Source organism: Nostoc sp. UIC 10890 (assembly GCF_054786515.1).
Map to the genome: position 1 here is coordinate 1,819,884 of NZ_JBSGKF010000001.1, position 20,987 is coordinate 1,840,870.

At 41.4% G+C, this 20,987-nt stretch carries 23 protein-coding genes; 16 read left to right on the forward strand and 7 right to left on the reverse strand.

Features of this window, described 5'->3' with window-relative positions; translation table 11 throughout:
• Nucleotides 1–4 precede the first annotated feature (4 nt).
• Together ACWATR_RS07205 and petN are read right to left on the reverse strand one after the other, a co-directional pair.
• The gene (locus ACWATR_RS07205; RefSeq protein ID WP_094350864.1) at nucleotides 5–166 is read right to left on the reverse strand and encodes a hypothetical protein; all 162 of its coding nucleotides are present in this window, start codon (nucleotides 164–166) and stop codon (nucleotides 5–7) included.
• A gap of 7 nt (nucleotides 167–173) precedes the next feature.
• Nucleotides 174–263, reverse strand: a complete 90-nt coding sequence (petN, locus tag ACWATR_RS07210) for a cytochrome b6-f complex subunit PetN (protein WP_012408302.1) — start codon at nucleotides 261–263, stop codon at nucleotides 174–176.
• Between the two features lie 149 nt (nucleotides 264–412).
• Between petN and ACWATR_RS07215 the strand changes: the two genes are divergently transcribed.
• The 4 genes from ACWATR_RS07215 (at nucleotide 413) to ACWATR_RS07230 (ending at nucleotide 3,934) form a co-directional block, all read left to right on the forward strand.
• Entirely contained in the window at nucleotides 413–847 is a 435-nt protein-coding gene (locus ACWATR_RS07215; protein ID WP_460340257.1) for a hypothetical protein, read from the forward strand.
• Nucleotides 848–1,161: 314 nt separating this feature from the next.
• Nucleotides 1,162–1,725 carry a 3'-5' exonuclease gene (locus tag ACWATR_RS07220; protein ID WP_460330902.1) on the forward strand — a complete coding sequence of 188 codons (564 nt, stop codon included), beginning with the start codon at nucleotides 1,162–1,164 and terminating at the stop codon, nucleotides 1,723–1,725.
• Nucleotides 1,726–1,989: 264 nt separating this feature from the next.
• Complete coding sequence (locus tag ACWATR_RS07225; protein ID WP_460330905.1) at nucleotides 1,990–2,463, forward strand: TspO/MBR family protein; 474 nt, start codon at nucleotides 1,990–1,992, stop codon at nucleotides 2,461–2,463.
• A gap of 340 nt (nucleotides 2,464–2,803) precedes the next feature.
• Complete coding sequence (locus ACWATR_RS07230) at nucleotides 2,804–3,934, forward strand: site-2 protease family protein (protein ID WP_460330908.1); 1,131 nt, start codon at nucleotides 2,804–2,806, stop codon at nucleotides 3,932–3,934.
• 92 nt (nucleotides 3,935–4,026) lie between these two features.
• Here the strand turns inward: ACWATR_RS07230 and ACWATR_RS07235 are convergent, their stop codons facing one another.
• Nucleotides 4,027–4,416 carry a hypothetical protein gene (locus tag ACWATR_RS07235; RefSeq protein WP_460330910.1) on the reverse strand — a complete coding sequence of 130 codons (390 nt, stop codon included), beginning with the start codon at nucleotides 4,414–4,416 and terminating at the stop codon, nucleotides 4,027–4,029.
• A gap of 778 nt (nucleotides 4,417–5,194) precedes the next feature.
• Here ACWATR_RS07235 and ACWATR_RS07240 point away from each other — a divergent pair.
• Both ACWATR_RS07240 and ACWATR_RS07245 read left to right on the forward strand, forming a co-directional pair.
• Nucleotides 5,195–5,299 (forward strand): phage holin family protein, encoded by a 105-nt coding sequence (locus ACWATR_RS07240; RefSeq protein ID WP_460330912.1) that lies wholly within the window; start codon nucleotides 5,195–5,197, stop codon nucleotides 5,297–5,299.
• 176 nt (nucleotides 5,300–5,475) lie between these two features.
• The gene (locus ACWATR_RS07245) at nucleotides 5,476–6,291 is read left to right on the forward strand and encodes a superoxide dismutase (protein ID WP_460330914.1); all 816 of its coding nucleotides are present in this window, start codon (nucleotides 5,476–5,478) and stop codon (nucleotides 6,289–6,291) included.
• A gap of 331 nt (nucleotides 6,292–6,622) precedes the next feature.
• Here the strand turns inward: ACWATR_RS07245 and ACWATR_RS07250 are convergent, their stop codons facing one another.
• Complete coding sequence (locus ACWATR_RS07250) at nucleotides 6,623–7,948, reverse strand: hypothetical protein (RefSeq protein ID WP_460330917.1); 1,326 nt, start codon at nucleotides 7,946–7,948, stop codon at nucleotides 6,623–6,625.
• Between the two features lie 238 nt (nucleotides 7,949–8,186).
• Nucleotides 8,187–8,828 carry a hypothetical protein gene (locus ACWATR_RS07255; RefSeq protein ID WP_460330920.1) on the reverse strand — a complete coding sequence of 214 codons (642 nt, stop codon included), beginning with the start codon at nucleotides 8,826–8,828 and terminating at the stop codon, nucleotides 8,187–8,189.
• Nucleotides 8,829–9,928: 1,100 nt separating this feature from the next.
• On the opposite strand from ACWATR_RS07255, the gene ACWATR_RS07260 reads away from it, so the two are divergent.
• The 8 genes from ACWATR_RS07260 (at nucleotide 9,929) to ACWATR_RS07295 (ending at nucleotide 16,845) form a co-directional block, all read left to right on the forward strand.
• Nucleotides 9,929–10,357: a hypothetical protein gene (locus tag ACWATR_RS07260; protein ID WP_460330922.1), complete on the forward strand. Its 429-nt coding sequence runs from the start codon at nucleotides 9,929–9,931 to the stop codon at nucleotides 10,355–10,357.
• A 237-nt stretch (nucleotides 10,358–10,594) separates the two neighbouring features.
• Entirely contained in the window at nucleotides 10,595–10,723 is a 129-nt protein-coding gene (locus ACWATR_RS07265; protein WP_460330924.1) for a hypothetical protein, read from the forward strand.
• Between the two features lie 251 nt (nucleotides 10,724–10,974).
• Nucleotides 10,975–12,333 carry an APC family permease gene (locus ACWATR_RS07270; protein ID WP_460330927.1) on the forward strand — a complete coding sequence of 453 codons (1,359 nt, stop codon included), beginning with the start codon at nucleotides 10,975–10,977 and terminating at the stop codon, nucleotides 12,331–12,333.
• Between the two features lie 156 nt (nucleotides 12,334–12,489).
• Nucleotides 12,490–13,149, forward strand: a complete 660-nt coding sequence (locus ACWATR_RS07275; protein ID WP_460330930.1) for a class I SAM-dependent methyltransferase — start codon at nucleotides 12,490–12,492, stop codon at nucleotides 13,147–13,149.
• A 271-nt stretch (nucleotides 13,150–13,420) separates the two neighbouring features.
• A complete protein-coding gene (locus ACWATR_RS07280; protein ID WP_460330933.1) occupies nucleotides 13,421–14,230 on the forward strand; it encodes an SDR family oxidoreductase in 810 nt (269 codons plus the stop codon).
• A gap of 62 nt (nucleotides 14,231–14,292) precedes the next feature.
• Nucleotides 14,293–15,696, forward strand: coding sequence for a glycoside hydrolase 100 family protein (locus tag ACWATR_RS07285; RefSeq protein ID WP_460330936.1), 1,404 nt, complete (start codon nucleotides 14,293–14,295; stop codon nucleotides 15,694–15,696).
• A gap of 274 nt (nucleotides 15,697–15,970) precedes the next feature.
• Nucleotides 15,971–16,273 carry a hypothetical protein gene (locus tag ACWATR_RS07290; RefSeq protein ID WP_181930907.1) on the forward strand — a complete coding sequence of 101 codons (303 nt, stop codon included), beginning with the start codon at nucleotides 15,971–15,973 and terminating at the stop codon, nucleotides 16,271–16,273.
• 104 nt (nucleotides 16,274–16,377) lie between these two features.
• A complete protein-coding gene (locus ACWATR_RS07295; protein ID WP_460330938.1) occupies nucleotides 16,378–16,845 on the forward strand; it encodes a hypothetical protein in 468 nt (155 codons plus the stop codon).
• Between the two features lie 59 nt (nucleotides 16,846–16,904).
• Here the strand turns inward: ACWATR_RS07295 and ACWATR_RS07300 are convergent, their stop codons facing one another.
• Nucleotides 16,905–17,087, reverse strand: coding sequence for a hypothetical protein (locus ACWATR_RS07300; protein ID WP_435020249.1), 183 nt, complete (start codon nucleotides 17,085–17,087; stop codon nucleotides 16,905–16,907).
• A 109-nt stretch (nucleotides 17,088–17,196) separates the two neighbouring features.
• The gene (locus tag ACWATR_RS07305) at nucleotides 17,197–20,205 is read right to left on the reverse strand and encodes a UPF0182 family protein (protein WP_460330941.1); all 3,009 of its coding nucleotides are present in this window, start codon (nucleotides 20,203–20,205) and stop codon (nucleotides 17,197–17,199) included.
• A gap of 313 nt (nucleotides 20,206–20,518) precedes the next feature.
• Here ACWATR_RS07305 and ACWATR_RS07310 point away from each other — a divergent pair, with 313 nt between their 5' ends.
• Together ACWATR_RS07310 and ACWATR_RS07315 are read left to right on the forward strand one after the other, a co-directional pair.
• On the forward strand, nucleotides 20,519–20,680 hold the full coding sequence (locus ACWATR_RS07310) for a CHAT domain-containing protein (protein WP_218107964.1): 162 nt from the start codon (nucleotides 20,519–20,521) through the stop codon (nucleotides 20,678–20,680).
• A gap of 71 nt (nucleotides 20,681–20,751) precedes the next feature.
• The gene (locus ACWATR_RS07315) at nucleotides 20,752–20,913 is read left to right on the forward strand and encodes a hypothetical protein (RefSeq protein WP_218107965.1); all 162 of its coding nucleotides are present in this window, start codon (nucleotides 20,752–20,754) and stop codon (nucleotides 20,911–20,913) included.
• Nucleotides 20,914–20,987 lie beyond the last annotated feature (74 nt).

The window sequence follows — 20,987 nt, forward strand, 5'->3', positions numbered from 1 at the left end:
AAAACTATCGCCGCTTAGGAGTGGCGCTGCGGGTGGTGCGTTTCTCTTCATCTCGACGACGGCGATCGCGCCAGTCTGCCAGGGTCAAATAACCAATACCACCAGTGACTACTACGAGTAGCACTACAGCAAATAAAGCCAAAATACTCAAAAATGGACTTTCCACAATGCCTCTACAGTCCGTTACGTCCCCACACTACCATTGCAATTGACCAAGTAAACACAACTAACAGTGATACCCAACCTAGTGTCAAAATCTCCATAGTCCCACTTTTCAAATAATTACAAAAGGTTTCTAATATTTATCATACAGGGATTGGGCGGTTGATCCTTCAGCAGTGTTGGTGCGATCGCTGCATTCTTAAATTTTACTCAAGGACGCAAAGTGAAAGAAACTTCAGATGTTCGACTGATGGCAGAACGCCTAGAATCCCTAAAAGCTGGAATAATTGGGGGTTTATCTGTGTGTTGCGCTTTTGCGATCGCTAGTCTGTTGAATACTTTAGTACTGGCAAAGTATTTTCAAACACTCGCAAGTCTGCAAAGTCATGTTAATTGGGCTTGGTGGGTGAGTGGTGCGATCGCAACTTTTGCTGGTTTGCTATTTGGTGTCACCTACCGCTACATCATCCGCTCAGATAAAAACCCTCAACTTAAAGCTGGTGGTGTACTAGCCTTTGGCTTGGTGCGGGGATTAACTCAAATAGAATTTGGGTGGAATTCTCATAGCACAATTTGGCCTTTTGTGGTCTTGGCTTTTGAAAGTGTATTGTGGTTTGGAATAGCTGCGATCGCTCTTGATATTGCTATTCAACTGCGTTGGGTTAAACCTTTTTCATCAATCTAAACAGGTGGGTTGTAGTTCAAATAGATGAAAAAGGTTGTAAATATTGTATTTATGTAATAAAATAACTACAATAAGTTACATTATGCTTTGTAAGCCTTAAAAGATTATGTATAGGATTGATATTTGATTTCTGAAAAAACTCAGTACAACTAAGAAGCCTTCTTGACTATTGCCTATTGCCTGTCTATCGCGCTTGCGCTGCGCTTGTCTGCGACACGCTCCGCGAACGCGCACCACGCAAATTCGTTCAGAAATCAAAGCGGATTCCTATATAAATAACTACTATTATTAAACAATATTCTTTATTATCTAATATGAAATCTCAAACATCCTACTATTATCTAATAGTCGATTTGGAGGCTACGTGCTGTAACAGTAAGACTATTCCTCGTCACGAAATGGAAATCATCGAAATCGGTGGAGTGATGCTCAATCGAACAACCTGGGAAATTGATTCAGTGTTTCAGCAATTCATCCAACCCGTGAGGCATCCACAACTGACAGGTTTTTGCACCGAATTGACTAGCATTCGGCAGCAAGATGTTGACGAAGCACCCAAATTTTTAGAGGTAATTTCTCGGTTCAAAGAATGGATTGATTTATTTCCAAATTATATTTTTTGTTCTTGGGGCAGTTACGACAAAAAGCAATTTATTCAAGATTGCGCGTTTCATAATTTCCCTTATCCTTTTACTTCAGAGCACATAAATATCAAAGAGGAATTTTCAGAATATCTTGGCGTATCCAAAAAATTTGGTATGGCAGAGGCTCTCAATAAGCTAGGAATAGAATTGAAAGGCAAACATCATCGTGGAATTGATGATGCCCATAACATTGCATCTATCTACAGACAGATTAAAACTAAAAAATTAAGCTGATTGAAGAAGAATACAGAATTCAGCAATCAAGACGCTTTGCGAACGCTAACGCAGCCCTGAACTAGTGGTCTGCCAACCCAAAAATGCGCTTGTGAGGTCTGGGGAAAGGGGAAAGGGGAAAGGGTAAGGGATTTAAAACCTTTCCCCCTGCTCCTTATACCCACTTCGTGGGGCCCCACCTTCCCCTTTTCCCTTTACCCCGCCAAGTTCACTTGGCGAACTACTAGACTATAAGTGTAATCCTAACTATGGCAGGAAACCTTTGTGAAAGCTAGATGGATTATCACAGCAGTTTCGGCAGCACTATTTTTCGGCGGTAGCCTGCTCACATCATTGCGTGACCCTTGGTTTCAGAACTTGCAGCGTCCCAACTGGTTGACCTTTGAATTCCTCATCCCATTTATCTGGACATTCATTTGGATCTGTCTGACAATTTCAGCAATTATCGTCTGGGAAAGAAGCTCAAAACAGTCTCGTCCTTGGCTGTTGATGGGTTTGTACGCAGCGATCGCTCTTTTAACCTCCGTTTACAGTCCCATTGTGGTAGAACTTCGCAGCCTAACAGGTGGAATGATTGTCGGTGGCTTGGCAACACTTCTCGTCTATATTTTGGCATTTTTGGTTAAGCCAATTTCCCAAAAAGCCTCCTGGCTGTTCTTACCTTATGCTCTCTGGGGCCCTTTCGGTACTTATCTCACTTGGCTATTAATCCAACTTAATCAGGGCACAGGCAGATAAAAGACTTCGACACTGAAAATTAAGCGATTGATCGCTAACTACAAACCTCACAAAATTAATGTAACAGACCACTATTGAGATTTAGCAATATCTATCGTTTGCTAGAGGAAGCCATGATTGTGATTTTCTATGCTTTTGGTGATTTAGTATCGCTCACTTATAGGAATCCGGTTTGATTTCTGAAAAAAAATCTGTACACCTCTAATTTCCTTCTTTCTTGTTAAGAGTTTTTTATCTCTACAAGTAATTTCAAAAATCAAATACTAGTCCTATATTTTCGCTCTATTTTTTTCAGCAACAGCATTTATAGACAAAAACGGCTTTAGAAAAAGAGGAATATATGCAGGGTTTTCGCTTAGGTTCCATTTTCGGGTTTGAAATCCGAATAGACTTGTCCTGGCTATTAATTGTCTTCCTCATCCTGTGGACATTAAGTGCAGGTCTATTTCCAGCCAACTATCCAGGGCTTTCCAATGCAACTTATTTAGGTATGGGCCTAGTAGCAACATTTCTCTTCTTTGCCTCGCTACTGGCTCATGAGCTTTCTCATTCCTTGGTGGCTAGGACAAAAGGAATTCCCGTCGAAGGCATCACTCTGTTTATCTTTGGTGGGGTGTCACGTACTCGTATGGATGCCGAACGTCCTGACGATGAGTTTCAGATTGCGATCATTGGGCCCTTGACCAGTTTAGTGCTGGCTGCTTTCTTCGGTTTAGTTGCGTATATCGGCACAAATGCTGGATGGAGTGTTGTAGTTACGGGTGTCGCATCTTACCTCGGAACAATCAACCTCATCTTAGCCATATTCAATATGCTGCCTGGATTTCCTCTAGATGGCGGTCGTGTTTTTCGATCGCTAATTTGGAAGTATACTGGCAATCAGAAAAAGGCTACCAAAATCGCCTCGACGAGCGGTAAATGGTTAGCTTATTTGCTTATTGCCCTTGGTTTCTGGGAGTTGTTCGGTTCAGCCTTGTTGAGTGGACTCTGGTTGATCCTGATTGGTTGGTTCTTATATAATGCCGCAGAAGCTGGTTATGAAGAACTTTTGATCCGCACAAGCCTGGAAGGAGTAAAGGCACAGGAAATCATGACTCCCCATCCAGAAACGGTAAATGCTGACCTGACGCTGCAAGATTTAGTGGATAAATATTTCCTCAGTCGTCGCTACCAGTCTTTCCCAGTAACAGAAGATAGTCATCCTATAGGGATTATTACCTTAAATCAGGTCAAGGATATCCCACGCGAAGAATGGATTTATCGTACTGTTAGAGATGCCATGATTCCCACAGACACAGGAGTTACTGCTCGTCCGGAAGAGCAGATGTCGCAGGTATTGGAAAAAATGCAAGAATCGGGAGTTCGTCGGGTACTAGTGACTCAGAATGGTTCACTAAAAGGCATTATTACCGCTAACGATGTCGCACATTGGTTACGGCGACAGCGAGACTTAGGCAACCAGATGGGATAAATAAATGGAAAAAATTAGCACCAGCTTTTTTGATATTTAGCCGCAAATCAAAATGTGAAAACCTTATGCCCTAAGATTGATAATTATTATTCTTAGCTCAAGGGATTTTTAGAAGAAAATTTTTTCTTACTGGATGAGTACTCAGAACAACTCATCGCTTCTTCAGTGAGAACAATAGAAGGGTTTACTGCACATTTTAGATAATGATTATTGGAATAAAAACGGCAGTTTTTACAGGGGAGTTTGTGTACACTGTTGATGGATAAAACCATCTTTTCATCTAAAAATGCTCGGATTTTTTGCAATATTAGAAAAAACCCTATCCAACCAATTATAAAGCCAACAGGAGATAAAGATATCGCTAGATCACGGATAGTTATTTCATGCATTTGTGCTTGATCAATTTTGACTTCACTCCGGATTCCTTGCTCTAAATTACTATCGACTACTACAGTTTTTTGCCTGATTTGATTAGGATGCATATTACTTACCTTTTGCTATATGTCTTTATTGCCTTGATTTTTGCTCGCCGGGTAATTAACTAGTAATTTCTGAAAAGACATGATCTATTCCTGTTTTATCGTAATTAGGTTGATAACACTCTTGAATTTGAAATATATAGACGTTTAGTAAGCAAATAAATTCAGAAAATGCTTATAAACAAGAACTGAATCTTAGGTTAATCGTAAAAAAGTTGAAAAACGTCCATATTAGAGGTGTAGCGCTCAAAGCCGACCAGGAAATAAGGGTATTTATGGATTTAGTTTATTCATGTGTATTTTAATTAACTAAAAATCACTACAAAGTTGTCAAGTTGTCAGTAGATGAGATTCTAATGCTTACAAGTTCTTAATTATAGGTTTAGCAAAATAAATTTTTAGCTATATCTGTCAAGAGTTTTGCTTGTTATTTGTCCTTATATACCCAAGGGAATAAATTAAGTAAGAGAGATATAGATGTTTATTTATATGTTATAATATGTAGAAATAATTTATCAAACTTTTATAGACATTAAAGCTATGTCATCTTTATCACTACAACTGAATCCATAGTTAAACTTATCGACTCAGATGAATAAAATAAGGAATTATGATGTTTGATATTGTATTCACTTGATTACTTATCACTATCAGGTTTTTAAGTATTTTTAAGCTTCCTTTATTTATTGAAATTGATACTTTTATTAAAGCGATATATGGTGTTGTTTGCGGGATTTAAAATGCAATTCTGCTCTCAATACTCAGTTTTTTTAGATTTAGCTTGATTATCCTGACTCTGGGCTTATTCTTATTTATTTTAAATACAATTATTTTTGCATTGACAGCTTATGTAGTAGAGCATTTTCGCTTAAGATGGTGCTTTTAGAGTGCTTTGAATGCCTCCACTGGGTTGGCCGTGATTAATTCTATTCTCTTGAGTATTTTGCCTCGAATTACCTGATAACTAAGGTAATATATATAATATTTGGCTTGATTTGGCTGCAAAACAACATTCCATGATCGGATTACAAGCCAACAATATTGATTTTGAGGCTACAATTTATGATGAAGTTTTGGCGAAAAACAATAGTTTTTTTCTTCACAACAATTTTGCTGGCAATTCTGCTGATTTCTCATGAACCAGTACCAATAGCTGAAGCACAATCTTCTACACCAATACCAACGCCTGCTAGGTCATTTCCCCCTGTAGCTTATCCTAATAGGGCACTAAGTGCTTCTCCTGCACAGCTACCACCATTACCTTATGCTTATGGGGCATTAAGAAAAGCTATTGATGCTGAGACGATGAAATTGCATCATGATGCACACCATGCTAGCTACGTCAAGAACTTAAATGATGCATTGAAGCAGTATCCAGATTTGCAAAAAAGAAGTGTTGAAGGTTTACTAGTAGATTTGAACAGCGTACCTGAAGATATTCGGACAAAGGTACGCAATAACGCTGGTGGGCATCTCAACCACACGATTTTTTGGCAACTGATGAGTCCTGAAGGTGGTGGACAACCATCAGGAGCGATCGCTCAAGAAATTAACAAAACTTTTGGCAGCTTTGATGCCTTTAAAAAACAGTTTGATGCAGCGGGTGCAGCTCGTTTCGGTAGTGGTTGGGTTTGGCTAGTACGTAATCCCCAAAATCAACTCCAGATTGTCACCACAGCAAATCAGGATAACCCAATTATGGAGGGTTCATATCCGATTATGGGTAATGATCTGTGGGAACATGCTTATTATCTAAAATATCGCAACCGTCGGGCTGAGTATTTGAATAATTGGTGGAATGTGGTGAATTGGCCGCAGATTAACAGGCGATACCTTTCCTTCTCTACGGAACGCTCTTTGACATCCTCACCGACCTAAAGGCGCTCTTAAGAAGGAGTAATGAGTAATGAGTAATGAGTAATAAGTAATAAGTAATGAGTAAATACCCATTTTTCATCCACTCATTACTCCTTACTCATTACTTTAATAGCGTTCGCTTTTAGCGTCTCGTAGAGAAGCGTTAGCGAGTCTTGTCTACGACACGCTACGCGAACGATAGCGGAGCGGTAGCGAGTCTGCGAGCGTCGCGTCTTTATTCTGACTTCTGAATTCTTCTTCAATTCTGAGCCTGATGTTCGCAGACTTGCGTAGGCGTAGCCCGTCGTAGACATCGCTGGAAACCAGCACTCTGACTTTTGGCTAAATCCCGTTATGTAACATAATTACGAAGTTTCAAAGCCCTCTGTTTGTGACGAACTATACATAGTAGAACAATTAGCAACACAAGCGCTTTGATCATTGATGGCTCCACTACCCTCTTCACTTCCGTAGGGGTTTTAGGAGTAACATTACACGGAACTTCAATGATCTGTGTGTGATCAGAACCATTACCACTGGGAGTCAGATCGCATTCGCCTTTGTTGGTGAGAGACAAAGGTGGATTTTCTGGAGAAATAGGTGCAGGTGGTTGAGATGAAGAAACAGATGGTTGAGCTGAAGAACTATCACCACCCAGTGCTAGAAGCAGAAGTAAAGCAAGACCCCCAGCTCCGATTATTGGCCAGAGTGGAAAGGAATCAGAACTGTCTGGTACCAAGACATCTCCCGCAGAGGCAGGGAAAGCATCAAAAGCTATTGTTTCTCCATCCAAGGCTAGTGGATTGTCACTTAGCAAAATATCTCCTGCGATATCTTCTCCCAAGAGCTGATTCAATTCCTGTGGAATCGCATTATTGGGCCGTCCGTATTCCCCACCATCTTCGGAGTATGGAAAGGATAGTACTTCAAAAATCTTCTGTTGGAGTTGGTTCTGATCTCCAGAATTCAATGCATCCAAGCCTGTAGAGATTTTATTTAAATAGAAATTTGTCATCTCTGGTGACAGACCTAGAGACTGAATCTGCTCTTGAATGTTAGAAATTTTTGAGGCCTCTTCAAACAGCAGTCGTCCGTATGACAATTTCAGGTCTAGTAATCCATTACGGGGACTAACAGAGTCATTGACTCCTGAGTATGGTGCCCAGTAGAACTGCTTGGTTACAAGTCCGAGTCCTTCTACTGGATTGCGACCAAAAGGTTGTCCTAGAAGGTATTGAGATCCATCCATGATTGTGGGGGATGCATTTCTCCAAAATGAGGCGTAAGGCACGGCAGAGAGATTGGGATTATTGCCGTAGAAGCTAGCGAAATTCTGGAAGTTTTTCTCCCCACCGGCTGCTCGGATCAGAAGGTTTTGATAACTAGTCCCATTGTTTAACTCCACTAATTGTTGGATTACCGATCCAGTCTTATTGCAGGTCAGACCAAATCCCACATCACATGCAGGAATGACTCGCATCCGGCTCAAATTCTGGTTATTAATTTGGTACTGGAGATACTCAGACTCTAGTCCTTGTTGGATGCCATAGCGTCCAACATTTAACTGTGCAAAAGCAGACTGACACGTAGTGAGTACTACTGCAACAGATGAAAATGCGATCGCTGCAAAGCGAACCACCTTCGGCATCGCAATTCTTTGAACAATTGATTTAGGCAAGATGCACCTCCACTAAACGACAGCAATTTAATTGGGAATTGGGTGAATGGGACTAAGAAAAACTCAAAGGCTTGTGTCGCCTCGTTCCTAGTCTCTGGCTGGGAATGTATTCCGAGAGGCTCCGCCTCCAGGCTGGGAAGCAGTCAGGGCAAGGGCTGTATCTTAACTTCGTGCCATTCGGGCATTGGACATTGGTTATTCTTCTCCCCCTGCTTCCTCATCCTCCCCACTCCCCAATTCAACTCTTAGGTAAATGAATGTTGATTGTGATTCCCGTACCTTTAAGATTTCCTGATGAGAGTGTGTGATATAAGACCAATGCCCGGTTTGGTTGGTCAAAAAGAAAGCCACGACGGGTAGGTTTGATTTTCCCTTGCTTGACTAAGGAAACAAAGGCTTCTAAATATCTACGTATACCTTGACGGTTCTCTTGATTAGGATTCATATGACGCTCAACCAGCATCATAAAGAAGTCCAAACTACGATTTTCCTGCCCCTGAATCAGGCTGCCCTCATCTAGGAAAGAACTGGCTATAAGCCTGCCATTAACTTGTTTAACCTTAAACAGAGTAAAGTAACGCCCTTCTTTTTTAGGATCATTCGCATAACAGACCCAGGAACCCTCTTGATTCTGTGTAAAACCCTGTTCAGCAAGATAAGAAAGCAAAGAGTTACTTGCCTTAGTTTGTGGTGGAGGTAATAAATCCTCAATGGGATCTAAAGAGCAAATCCTCTGTGTTGTTTTCCGTTGAGAAACAGCAGGAGTTTGCTGGGTATTGATGCGCAAGGGCTTGTCATCAGACATTGCCATGCTAGACATCGTAGCCAACACAGATATTTGGAGAGCGATCGCTCCAAACAAACGAACAATGATATTCATGTTTTTCCTGTTACTCTGATTTGCGTTGTCAATAATCGAGTTTTTACTAAATCAAGATTGATCTAGCAGTCCTAAATCATTTGCTAAATTTAATAGCTTGCCTCGTTTGGTTGAGGATAGCTGAAGTTTTCACCAATCAAATAGGACTTTTATATATAGGTAACTAAGATATAAATAAAACACACAATACTAATGTCTTATTTGCAAGATAAATCGAGCTTTTTGATATTTTTACATATACAAAAAACGATTGACTCTATGTCAAAACTTTTCTATTTACTCTTGTCTAATTTTTTGCCATTGGAAGAGGATTTTATGCCTTCCTAGCTAGCTGTTATAATTACTGAAACAAGGCTTTTCTAGCTCTTTATTACCTTATATAAGCAGAATTTCAAAAGCTCTATGCTTTGCACATTGGGGCTTTTGTTGATTTCCTGGGAGGATCGAATAGTTTTTTGTTTTTTGGAGGTAGCACACCTAACTAACTGTTTCCGCATGGTCGCAACTTGATGTATAAAATAATATCTCCTGACAGTAAAATAATATTACCATGAGCTTGAGACATGCAACAGTATTGTGGACAGTTGTCAAAGTTGTACACGGTGAATTGGAACCACCTCTTGATTAAATTTCATGGCAAATAGGTGAGAGCCAAAGCAATCTATTTAGACCTCACTAGTCTTAAATTCTCCAATACTACTGTTCTTCAACTAATAAATTTACGTCTTAAATATAACTTACTGATAATTTCAATACGTATAAGCAATCTACTCCGATCGCTAACCCAAGTTCCTGCTTAAGCTGCAAAGCAATCGTATCGAACAAAGTTAAATTAGATTACAAATCTAAAATTTGCGATTTAATATGCTGTTGTTGCTACAGACCTGATAAGCGTCTAAGCTCAGATTCCCGATTTCTATTGTTGTGTACAAATGATTAAGTAGAGCTATATATTGTCACGATGAAAAAATACGTCCTTAAATTTGCTCTGTAGATAGATAAGTATCCTGAGCAAAGCTGGTATATTTACAAGTTTGATTAGTAACAACTTTTGACTAAAATTAAGAGAATAACTTGGAATTTTTACAAGTATTGGCAGTATGAATGTGGAATTTTTTAACAGGATTCCTTTGATGCCTTTAGTATTACTCTTATTGGCTTATACTGTCTTGGGATGGTATCTTGCTGCTAATCATATTATTTGGTTGGTGGGGGCTTTTGTCGCTGCTATGGTTATAGCTGTAGTGCGAAAAAGTATTTATTGGTTAGAACGTTTAATTGAATTTGGCTCTAAAATTTTAGTTGTCATCTTATTTTTAAGTATATCAATTGCGTTGGTAGCAACTTGGTCGATATTATTAAGGCTCTTTATCATTCCCTTAGCCACTACGCTTTTAGCTGATTTGGAAATGCGCTTTTCTGGCTTAAACAAACTAGATTCATTTTGGGTCATAACAGTCCTAGCTGTTTTGGGTTTGGTAGTAGGTGAATTAATCGATATTTTACTTTTTCCCAGTAGCCGATACTAAAGAATTAGGGATAAAAAGTCTATATCCTATTTATTAAGTAGAAGCGCATAGATGTGAATCCCTACTTAATCTGAAATCTTGAGCGATCGCTGTTTCTAGTACAGCAGGATTTAAATAAACCACTCATTCTAAATCAATGAAACGTTTGTGGTATGGGAATTACGAGCTTTTTGACCAAAGAAAGCACGATTACCCATTATTAGTCAATCATTCTCTAGATTACTAAAAATCTCACTCGTGGAAGAAGTGTTAGCGAGTCAGATTTTCTATGCTATTGTCATCACGATGTTGTCTAGCAAAAGAATTTGGAGCGATGCCTACGGCGGCAAGCTACGCAGGGAAATTAATCTGAATGTTACCAAATAATTTGAGAACATCTCATAAGTGACTGTCACTTTCCCGTCACATTTATTTTTTACCATAGTAGGTATGAATAAAACAGTGATTAAAATTTGACCTACCCGAAGGCCAGCTTTTGGGCTAGTAGTTCACAACCTCAAAGGTCTTGGTGAATCGTGAGTTCCCAAATTTGGAGTACATAAAGATAATTCCTTTGTTGAATAAAGACTATAAAACCAAGCCAAGAGTCCCAACTCAACACTAAATAACGGAGTAATGTGAGTAGACCTAAAGACTACAATTTGCTTGAGCAGACAACATCAACTGAAGTAGGAGTACCTAAGCCATCCCTAACATTATCAGACGCAGTAGCTCTGATTGTGGGTATTGTTATCGGGGCAGGGATTTTTCAAACTCCGGCTCTAGTGGCAAGTCAAGCAGGCAGTGATCTTGCTGTAATGTTTCTTTGGCTAATGGGTGGTGTCGTGTCTCTAGTAGGAGCCTTGTGCTATGCAGAGTTGGCGACTGTTTATCCCGATGTCGGCGGTGTCTACTACTATTTGAAACGTGCATTCGGGCGGGGAGTCGCCTTTTTATTTGCCTGGGCGCGGATGACAGTGATTCAAACTGGTTCCATTGCTCTTTTGGCATTTGTTTTTGGTGATTATGTTTCTCAGATATGGCGGCTAGGAACGTTTTCGTCTTCTATTTATGCAGCTATAGCGATCGCACTTTTAACTGCTTTGAACATTGTCGGTTTACAGCAGGGTAAGTGGACGCAAAACTTGTTAAGTGCTGCCAAAGTTCTAGGTTTGTTGCTGGTAGTAATTCTTGGGCTTACGGCCATTCCTAATTCTGCCGCCCCTGTGGAACCTGCATCATCAGGAACCTGGGGACTGGCGATGGTGTTTGTGTTGCTATCTTACGGCGGCTGGAATGAAGCGGCTTACATCTCCGCAGAAATTCAAAATGGACGACGTAATATTCTGCGATCGCTAATGTGGAGTATTGGCATTATTACCGCCATTTACTTGCTAATCAATCTGGCTTACTTGCGAGGACTGGGATTAGCAAATATGTCACAGTCAGAAGCCGTAGCCGCAGATTTAATGCGCTCTATTTGGGGCGCACCGGGAGCCTTGTTCATTAGTGTATTGATTGCGATCGCTACTTTGGGAGCAACCAACGCTACAATATTTACTGGAGCGCGTACTAACTACGCACTGGGACAGGATTTTGCCCTATTTGGTTTTATGGGACGCTGGCAACAACGTCCTAGCAGTCCTACCTATGCCTTATTTTTGCAAGCAGCGATCGCCTTAGCACTAGTTTTTTTAGGCACGCTTACCCGCAAAGGCTTTGAAACAATGGTGGATTACACCGCCCCCATATTTTGGTTCTTCTTCTTGCTTTCCGGCATATCACTGATGGTATTGCGAATCCGCGAACCCCACATAGTGCGCCCATTCCGTGTGCCATTTTATCCTCTCACACCATTACTCTTTTGCGCCGTCTGTGGTTACTTGCTCTACTCCAGCTTGGCTTATACAGGTGTGGGAGCAGTTGCTGGTGTTTTAGTTGTTGCAGCAGGTATCCCCGTGTTGTTCTGGAATAACTACCGCCAACGTAGGACTTAATACAATTTTGCGTCGCACCTTTGGTGCGCTTCTAGCGCAACTTTGATTTTGGATTGTGTAAACCAAACCTCACACCGTAAGCAATTCAAAATTCTATGACTATCAGTTGTTTTCCTAACTACTGACCACAAGCTACTGAAATCAAGGAGAAAATTCATGAACTTCAAAAAAATTCTGTTTTTACTGGCTACAAGCGTTAGTATCACGAGCTTGGGAATTGCTGGATGTACTCCACAACAGCAAGATTTGGAAGCCGGGACGCAACCTTCTACTTTAACCGGTCAGACCGAAACCGAAACACCATCTGCGACAACTCCCACAACTCAACCACAAGAACGCCCCGGTGATGTTCCCTATGTACCTACACCACAGCCAGTTGTAGATGCAATGTTGAAAGTGGCAAAAGTCGGTAAGAATGATGTACTTTACGACCTTGGTAGTGGTGATGGGAGAATTGTCAATACTGCGGCACAAAAGTTTGGTACACGCGGTGTAGGTATAGATATTAACCCCGAACGCATCCAAGAAGCTAATGATAATGCCCAGAAAGCAGGAGTCACCGATCGCGTCAAGTTTGTCCAACAAGACTTGTTCACCACTGACTTTAGTGAAGCAACAGTAGTTACACTTTACTTACTGCCAGAGGTAAACGCCAAACTTCGTCCCAAGCTATTGAGTGAACTCAAACCTGGGACTCGCATTGTCTCCCACGCTTTTGATATGGGTGATTGGAAACCAGAGCAGACTCTAACTGTAGATGGCAAAACTATTTACTACTGGGTAGTTCCTGAACAAGTACCAGCGAATTTGCGCTAGAGACTAATAGCATTTTCAACAATTCTTGTAACAAGTAAATCGGCTGTAGGGGTGTACAACTGTATGCCCTTACACATTTATTTTTAACAGGGATTTCGCCAAAAAATATCAGAAATTCAAAATCATGAAAGACCTATTTTTGAATTTTAAATCACCTCCAAAGGTGGTTGACAGTAGCAACTTTAGATATGAAAAAGATTAATCTCAAATCTAACATCCAAAATTTTATGACTGAGTGCTAATTCCAGCAAAAGCAGCTTAGAGAGGAAATATGATAGGGTTAAAAGGAAAGAACGCTTTAATTACAGGTGCAACTTCAGGAATCGGTCAGGCGATCGCTATCAGACTCGCTCAAGAAGGGTGCAACATCGCTATAAATTACCGCAAAAGCCCTGAAGGTGCGGTAGACACAGAAGAGATGGCATTGCAAAAAGCCTGCGGAAATATCGAAAATTGTGGTGTTAAGTCACTGCTGGTTCAAGGAGATGTCTCCCAAGAATCAGACATTGTTGAGATGGTCAACACCGTAGTAAAGGAATTTGGCAGTCTAGATATTCTAGTTAACAATGCTGGCATTCAAACAGAAAGTCCGTCCCACGAAGTTACCACAGCAGACTTTGATCGGGTAATTGCAGTTAATCTCCGGGGTGCTTATCTCTGCGCTCGTGAAACTATTAAACACCTCCTGTCTCTGAATCGTCCGGGGGTGATTATTAATATTTCCAGCGTTCACGAAATTATTCCGCGACCGATGTATATCAGTTATTCCATTAGCAAAGGCGGTATGGAAAACCTGACCAAAAGCTTGGCATTGGAATATGCAAGCCGAGGTATTCGTGTCAACGCCATTGGCCCCGGAGCAACAATCACACCAATAAATCAAGACTGGATAGATGACCTCGAAAAAAAGGCGATCGTGGAAAGTCACATCCCAATGGGGCGTGCTGGCACTTCAGAGGAGATGGCAGCCGCAGTAGCTTTTTTAGCTTCGGATGAAGCCGCCTACATCACCGGACAAACCCTATTTGTAGATGGTGGATTGACTCTCTATGCTGACTTCCGAGAAAGCTGGTCAGCTTGAAGTAAGGCTGGCGTACTTTCCACAATTGAGCCGATACATACCATTAGTGGAATTAAACGCCCATGACTAGCACAATCGATCAGAACAGTCAACTGGAAGCAGAAGCCTGGGAATTGTTGGAAAAGTCCATAATTTATTACCAGGGAAAACCCATTGGGACTGTAGCCGCCCATGATCTAGAGTTAGACGCACTTAATTATGACCAGTGCTTCCTCCGCGATTTTGTGCCTTCTGCCTTGGTGTTTCTGATGTACGGCAAAACAGAGATTGTCCGTAACTTCTTAGTAGAAACACTGAAATTACAAAGTCATGAAAAGCAGATGGACTGCTTTGAACCGGGAGCGGGATTAATGCCTGCCAGTTTCAAAGTTCATTCTAATGGGGATGAGGAATTTTTGGTCGCTGATTTTGGTGAACTGGCGATCGCTCGCGTTCCCCCAATTGATTCTTGTATGTGGTGGATTCTCTTGCTACGCGCTTATGAAAAAGCTACAGGCGATTTATCCCTAGCGCGTCAGCCAGATTTTCAAGCAGGTATCAAACTCATTTTGGATCTTTGTCTGGTACATCGGTTTTCCATGTACCCAACAATGTTGGTTCCCGATGGCGCGTTTATGATTGACCGTCGTATGGGAGTCTACGAACATCCTCTAGAAATTCAGGTGTTATTCTATGCGTCTCTCAGGGCTGCTACTGAATTGCTTTTACCAGATGGGGATGACGATAGCTACCTCGGCAAAGTCAACAGGCGATTGGGATCTTTGAAATATCATATCCGCAACTATTATTGGCTAGACCTGAAGCGATTAGGGGAAATATATCGTTACAAGGGTAACGAATTTGGTGCAGAAGTTGTTAATAAATTCAATATTCACTCAGAATCAATCCCCAGTTGGTTAACCGATTGGTTGCCCGAAACTGGAGGATATTTAGCCGGAAATCTGGGGCCGGGACGGATCGATTTTCGCTTTTTTGCTCTGGGAAATCTGATGGCAATTTTAGCTTCTTTAGCAAGTGAAACAGAATCTCAAAGCATCATGAACTTATTTTCCCAACGCTGGCAAGACTTGATTGGCTATATGCCTGTTAAAATCTGCTTTCCAGCAATGGATGGTTTAGAGTGGAGAATTGTTACAGGATGTGACTCAAAGAACAGCGCTTGGTCTTATCACAATGGCGGTAACTGGCCGGTTTTACTCTGGTTATTTGCTGGTGCGGCGCAGAAAGCAGGTAGAACAGAACTTGCCCAAGCAGCGATCGCTATTGCCGAAAGGCGTTTATTTAAGGATCAATTTCCTGAATACTACGATGGCATCAATGGTCGTTTAATTGGCAAAGAAGCCAGAATCAATCAAACTTGGAGCATTGCCGGACTGCTGGCTGCTAAAAAGTTCGTGGAAAATCCAGAGTACTTGGAATTAATCAGCTTTGCAGAGGGTCTTGAAGGCCCAGGCTGTAGCCTGTAGGTACTCAATGCCCTCCAGGGCTTCTACCCCAAAGATTATTTATATTTAGCAGTGTAATTATCAGGGTGTCTCTGCTAACTATTTTCCCAATCCCTAGTCCCCAATCCCCAGTCCCCAATCCCCAGTCCTCGCTCCTCAGAAGGGACAAGTAACCTCAAATTCTCAAAGACTCGATAACTGATACACTATATTGTAAGAGGTATCTGAAGTGTCATACTTAGTAATATCACCAGATAGCCTTTGCATAATTAACACGTTTTAACGTGGATAACACATGAAAACTACTTCAGATTTAATTCCAGAATTTGAAAAACTATTCAGACAAAAATTACAACTAAATAATTGTAAACTCAGAAAGAAAAGACAAGAGAATAATTATGAAATTATTACCCCAGCTAAAGACATTTTTTTGATGTATTGGTCTGAATTTCCAGAAGTGAACTTAATATATCAGGCTGTAGGGGTACGCACTCAGCAGACTAGTGTTTATGAGCGAGCTATCCGTTTGCATATTAGTTCTTGTTTAAGTAGTATCCAGGAAAATCCTACCTCTGAAACACCATTATTGGTGAAATAACTAATACTTAGATAACCCACATAATATTTACTAAACTCTCGCCAGTTCTTGTCAGATAACTGACGAGAGTTTATCGCCTTAAATCTGTTGATCAAGAGATAAAAATGCAATCTGAAAAAAATCAAGATCAGCTAGATTATAAAGTCTTGTTAGCCAATGCAAAGCAAGCCTTAAAACTTGAATACCAGAAATCAACCGCTTTAGCATCCCAACTGCAAGCTATAAAAACTCAGTTAGAGCAAGTTCAGGTTGAAAACAAAACTCTGAGGGAGAGTGCTTACGAAGATGTAATTAAACACTTTGAGGCGCGGACTCAAGCAGCAGAAGCACTAGCACTAAAAACAGAAGTACGTCAAAGATTCCTTGAAGCGAATGGTTGCAAGGATGATGAAAGCTTCGATACTCTATGGGATAGTATTAAGAATAAGATTCAGATCCAAGATGGGGAAGTGAGAATCGTTGCTCAAAATGGTACTCCTAAATTCACCTTAACGGGTAGTATGATGACTTTGAGGGATTTTATTCAATCCCTCAAAAAAGACCCAATCTCTGGAAAATTTTTCTTGAACTAGAGATCCAAATTAATGAAAACCTCTAGCTAGAACGTGGATTAGGGGTTGTAGCAAAATAACTATTCATCTTCATCTCCTGGCGGTCTTTCGCTCTCACTTTGTTGGGCATTCCACTCCAAAATCATGCGTTCCAACATCTCAGACTGCGTACAGTTATTAACATCGGCATACATTTTAATCAACTGCCTCACTTCAGGACTAATGTGGCGGATCTCTAGTTGGTTATTTTGTAGCATGTCCATTAACTTTTAGTGCCTATTACATTATGTTGAACCATTAAACTATGTCTGTTGCAATAAATTTTGTTAATGGCGATGTCTTACTATCGGCTGCTATGTGTTTTAGAATCCCTTAACCAGGTGGGGCTGCTTCTTCAAAGGGACGGATAATCGCCGGGGCTGGTGTGACTTCTGGTTGAAAAATTCCCTGTAATGCTTGTTCTAAGGTTTGGGCCATGACAATCCGGTTTTCGTAAGCCACCACTACCCGCACTAAGGTTGGCAGACTATTCTGTGTGGCTTCTAGATAGATTGGCTCGACATACAGCAGCGATTCTTCAATGGGAATTACTAGTAGATTGCCTTGAATTGCTTTCGACCCTTGGCGATTCCACAGGGAAATTTGCTGAGAAATTACTGGGTCTTGGTTGATCCGCGCCTCGATTTGCTCTGTCCCGTAGACCAGTCTTTCTTTGGGAAAAGTATATAAAAATAATTTACCGTAGTTTTCGCCATCCGATCGCGCCGCTAACCAAGCGATTAAATTAGTTCGCTGTCTGGGAGTATAGGGTAGAAGCAGAATAAATTCCTCAAAAGGTACGGTGGGTAGACTAGTAATCAAATAATACGGCTCTACCGGACGAGTTTCACTGCCATAGATTTCGTTAGGAATCTGCCACTGGTCTTCCCGGTTATAAAATACCTGGGGATCGGTCATGTGGTAAGTCATCAACCGCTCAGATTGAATTTTGAAAAAGTCAACCGGATACCGGATATGACTGTGGAGACTAACTGGCATAGCATTGAGCGGTTTGAAGGTGTTGGGAAATATTTTTGACCAAGTGACAATGATTGGATCGCTGGGATCGGCAATATAAAAATTCACACTGCCGTTATAAGCATCAATCACTACCTTGATCGAGTTACGAATGTAGTTGATACTATCGCTACCAGCGTCTGAATAGGGATAGCGATCGCTTGTTGTATAGGCATCAACAATCCAGTAAAGATAACTAGGATTTTTGGGGAAATCTTCATTAGCCGCAGCAGCTACTAAATAAGGGTCACTGTCAAATTTGAGAAAAGGTGCGATCGCTCGAATTCTTTGCTTGACATTTCGCCGCAGTAGCAGCTTTGTCTCTGGCAAAAAGTCCCGCGTCAGCACCATCTGCCAATCTTTCAAATACATGGCAAATAACCACCGTCGCCATGCTGAACCGATTTCAACACCACCCAGACCATTGTAAGAGTTGTAAACATTGTCACTACCACTGGGGTAGTCTAACTCTCGAACTCTTGTGCCAGTCATTACGTAGGTATTGGCGATTTCACCGTAATAAATTCGGGGTTGCCCAATGGGAATACTTTCCCGAATGGCTTCACTGGAAGTTGTTAAAGCGCTACTATCACCGCTAATATCTTTGACAAAATATTCTGGCAGCCCACCCGGCCCAACTGTATTAACTGGGCTAACAGTAAATCCAAAACCGTGGGTATAAATTAAATGGCGGTTAACCCATGTTTGAGCTTCCTGTGGTACGCCAGTGTAGTCTAATTCTCGTGCAGCAATCAGTACCTGCCGCCGTTCTGTTGATTCAATTGCTTCCTGCTGAGGTTCTGGTGGTTTTCGAGGGGCAGATGGTCGGCGGGAAGTTACATCTGTTTTCAGAGTATACCGATCAATATCGGCATCAGGGAAGCGATAATACGGTCGAATTTGTTGCAGCTGACGGTTAGTTTCTAACAGTGGTCGCTGATCCCAAAGGCGAATATTCCGAATTGTCAAGTCATTCTTTTGAATATCAGCTTCAGTTAGTGTTCCTTGAGGGTTGAAACCTCTGGAATCGATCGCCTCTAAATCGAATGCTTGGCGAGTCAAGGCGATAGTCCGCTGAATGTAGGGTTGCTCCCGTTGCAACTCATTAGGTAAGACAATTAAATATTGCACTACAGTAGGTACAACAACATCAGCTAATACAACTAGTACTAGATAAACCCCTAATCCGTAAAATACCAAGCGACGATACTGGGATTTGGGTTTCCAGAAAAACGTTCGCCAAAGTAGGTAAATTGCGATCGCTACTGCCACAATGCACAAAACGGTATAAGCTGGCAACTGGGCTATCACATCCGTGTAGCTGGCACCATAACTAACACCACGGTTAGAATACACGAGTTCATAGCGACTCAGCCAGTAACTCAGAGCCACTACCAGCATCAACAAGCCACCCATACCGTATAAATGACGTTGCTGCTGGGGCGAAAAACCAGGGAAAATCCCCTGACTCAAACTATCCCCTGACAGGAGATAAGTGAGAGTAACGGCGATGAAGCCATACAAACATAATCCCATCAGCCAGAGTTCTAGCAGTTCCCAAACGGGTAAGGAAAAGACGTAGAAGCTGATATCTTTACCAAATAAAGGCTCAGTGCTGTTGAAAAGAGTGGGCTGGAAATATTGCAGTACCTTTGGCCAGTGTTGGAATAAGATGAACCCAAACATGGGACTGAATAAAATTGCGATCGCAGTTAATAAAAATTGGGGATAAATTAAAATTGCGATCGTTACTCCCCCAATTAAACCGAGATACCAGACTTGAGAGACAATCTGCCTCAAGAGTTGCCAGATTGTCTCTGGTCGGAATAGGGTGGGAATAGGTAGACTAGCCTGATTAACTGGATAATTCCAGTAGGAAAGAGCAATTTGACCATAATGAGCCAGTATCAAACCAATTAACAAACTCAGTACAAAACTTAGGGGTAATAACCCGCGCAATCTCAATTTTTTAAAGCGTTGCGGCGAAAGTATCCGAGTTTCGTTGTGTCTTGGATTATGAGGACTGAGAAAATTTGTTAATTCACTGGTGAGTTTTGCTTCCTCACGCCTGAATTCCTCAATCTTCAGAGACTGGGAATATTTTAGCCGTTGTGCTAGAGACAGATTTAGTAGTAGATAGGCAGCAGTTATTCCAGCCACCACTATCCACAAAACACCACGAGTCACCACCCTCAACAGAAATACTTGGAGGTAGCCAACTTCCTGAAACCACAAAATCTCTGCTCCCACGCGGGAACCCAGATCCAATAGTAGCCACAGCCCCAAGAATCCGATTAATAGTCTAAAGCCCCATTTCCAATACATTCAGTGGCAGCCAAACTATCTGCAAAGTCAACCTTACTGCATTAAGGAAAGTATGTAAAAGGGATTGGTGACTAGGGATTGGGTTTTCAAACGAAAAATTATGGAATTGGCTCTAACCCCGAACATATTTTGGAATGTTTTCCAGTCCCCAATACCCAGTCCCAAAGCGGCCTTTCTCTCTCACCATACTTACTCGTTGGTGGGAGACTCTTCGATGTGACTCGTTAATACTTTTCCAAAAATTATCACTACTTTCTACAATAGCTGAATTTCGCAAAGCCCATGCATTTTTTACATCCCATCACAGATAATCTTGACCAAACTTAATTACACGGCTTTGTATGAATCTAAAGGTCGGACTTGTAAATCAGCTTTTAGGGATGAACAAGCGGAGTTGGGTTTTGCGGGGTTAGCGATACAGACCGGTGTTAAGTCGGCTATTGCCAGTTTGTGGTGCGTCTCGGATGCCGACTAATGACGGAGTTTTACAGCCAGTTAAAGACTGCACCAATTAAAGCAGAAGCACTGCGATAAGCAAAGTTAGTAATGATTCAGGGAAAGGTGCGAATTGAAGGCAATCAATTAACTGGCACAAATCAAGGCGTATCTTTGCCACCGCAAATGGTAACCTACTTACAACAAAATATCGTTGGTAATCTCTCCCATCCGTTTTATTGGGCACCATTCACTATGATTGGTAGTCCGTGATCAGAAAAGTTCCTCAAGTACTTATTCTTCATCTCCTCTCAACATGAGCGAACGTACAGTTAATACTCCCATTG

What these genes read in the sequence shown, in the direction of transcription:
- petN (WP_012408302.1), bottom strand. Translation starts at nt 263, where the DNA reads ATGGAGATTTTGACACTAGGTTGGGTATCACTGTTAGTTGTGTTTACT.
- ACWATR_RS07215 (WP_460340257.1), top strand. Translation starts at nt 413, where the DNA reads ATGGCAGAACGCCTAGAATCCCTAAAAGCTGGAATAATTGGGGGTTTA.
- ACWATR_RS07220 (WP_460330902.1), top strand. Translation starts at nt 1,162, where the DNA reads ATGAAATCTCAAACATCCTACTATTATCTAATAGTCGATTTGGAGGCT.
- ACWATR_RS07230 (WP_460330908.1), top strand. Translation starts at nt 2,804, where the DNA reads ATGCAGGGTTTTCGCTTAGGTTCCATTTTCGGGTTTGAAATCCGAATA.
- ACWATR_RS07235 (WP_460330910.1), bottom strand. Translation starts at nt 4,416, where the DNA reads ATGCATCCTAATCAAATCAGGCAAAAAACTGTAGTAGTCGATAGTAAT.
- ACWATR_RS07245 (WP_460330914.1), top strand. Translation starts at nt 5,476, where the DNA reads ATGATGAAGTTTTGGCGAAAAACAATAGTTTTTTTCTTCACAACAATT.
- ACWATR_RS07255 (WP_460330920.1), bottom strand. Translation starts at nt 8,828, where the DNA reads ATGAATATCATTGTTCGTTTGTTTGGAGCGATCGCTCTCCAAATATCT.
- ACWATR_RS07260 (WP_460330922.1), top strand. Translation starts at nt 9,929, where the DNA reads ATGAATGTGGAATTTTTTAACAGGATTCCTTTGATGCCTTTAGTATTA.
- ACWATR_RS07275 (WP_460330930.1), top strand. Translation starts at nt 12,490, where the DNA reads ATGAACTTCAAAAAAATTCTGTTTTTACTGGCTACAAGCGTTAGTATC.
- ACWATR_RS07280 (WP_460330933.1), top strand. Translation starts at nt 13,421, where the DNA reads ATGATAGGGTTAAAAGGAAAGAACGCTTTAATTACAGGTGCAACTTCA.
- ACWATR_RS07285 (WP_460330936.1), top strand. Translation starts at nt 14,293, where the DNA reads ATGACTAGCACAATCGATCAGAACAGTCAACTGGAAGCAGAAGCCTGG.
- ACWATR_RS07290 (WP_181930907.1), top strand. Translation starts at nt 15,971, where the DNA reads ATGAAAACTACTTCAGATTTAATTCCAGAATTTGAAAAACTATTCAGA.
- ACWATR_RS07295 (WP_460330938.1), top strand. Translation starts at nt 16,378, where the DNA reads ATGCAATCTGAAAAAAATCAAGATCAGCTAGATTATAAAGTCTTGTTA.
- ACWATR_RS07300 (WP_435020249.1), bottom strand. Translation starts at nt 17,087, where the DNA reads ATGGACATGCTACAAAATAACCAACTAGAGATCCGCCACATTAGTCCT.
- ACWATR_RS07305 (WP_460330941.1), bottom strand. Translation starts at nt 20,205, where the DNA reads ATGTATTGGAAATGGGGCTTTAGACTATTAATCGGATTCTTGGGGCTG.
- ACWATR_RS07315 (WP_218107965.1), top strand. Translation starts at nt 20,752, where the DNA reads ATGATTCAGGGAAAGGTGCGAATTGAAGGCAATCAATTAACTGGCACA.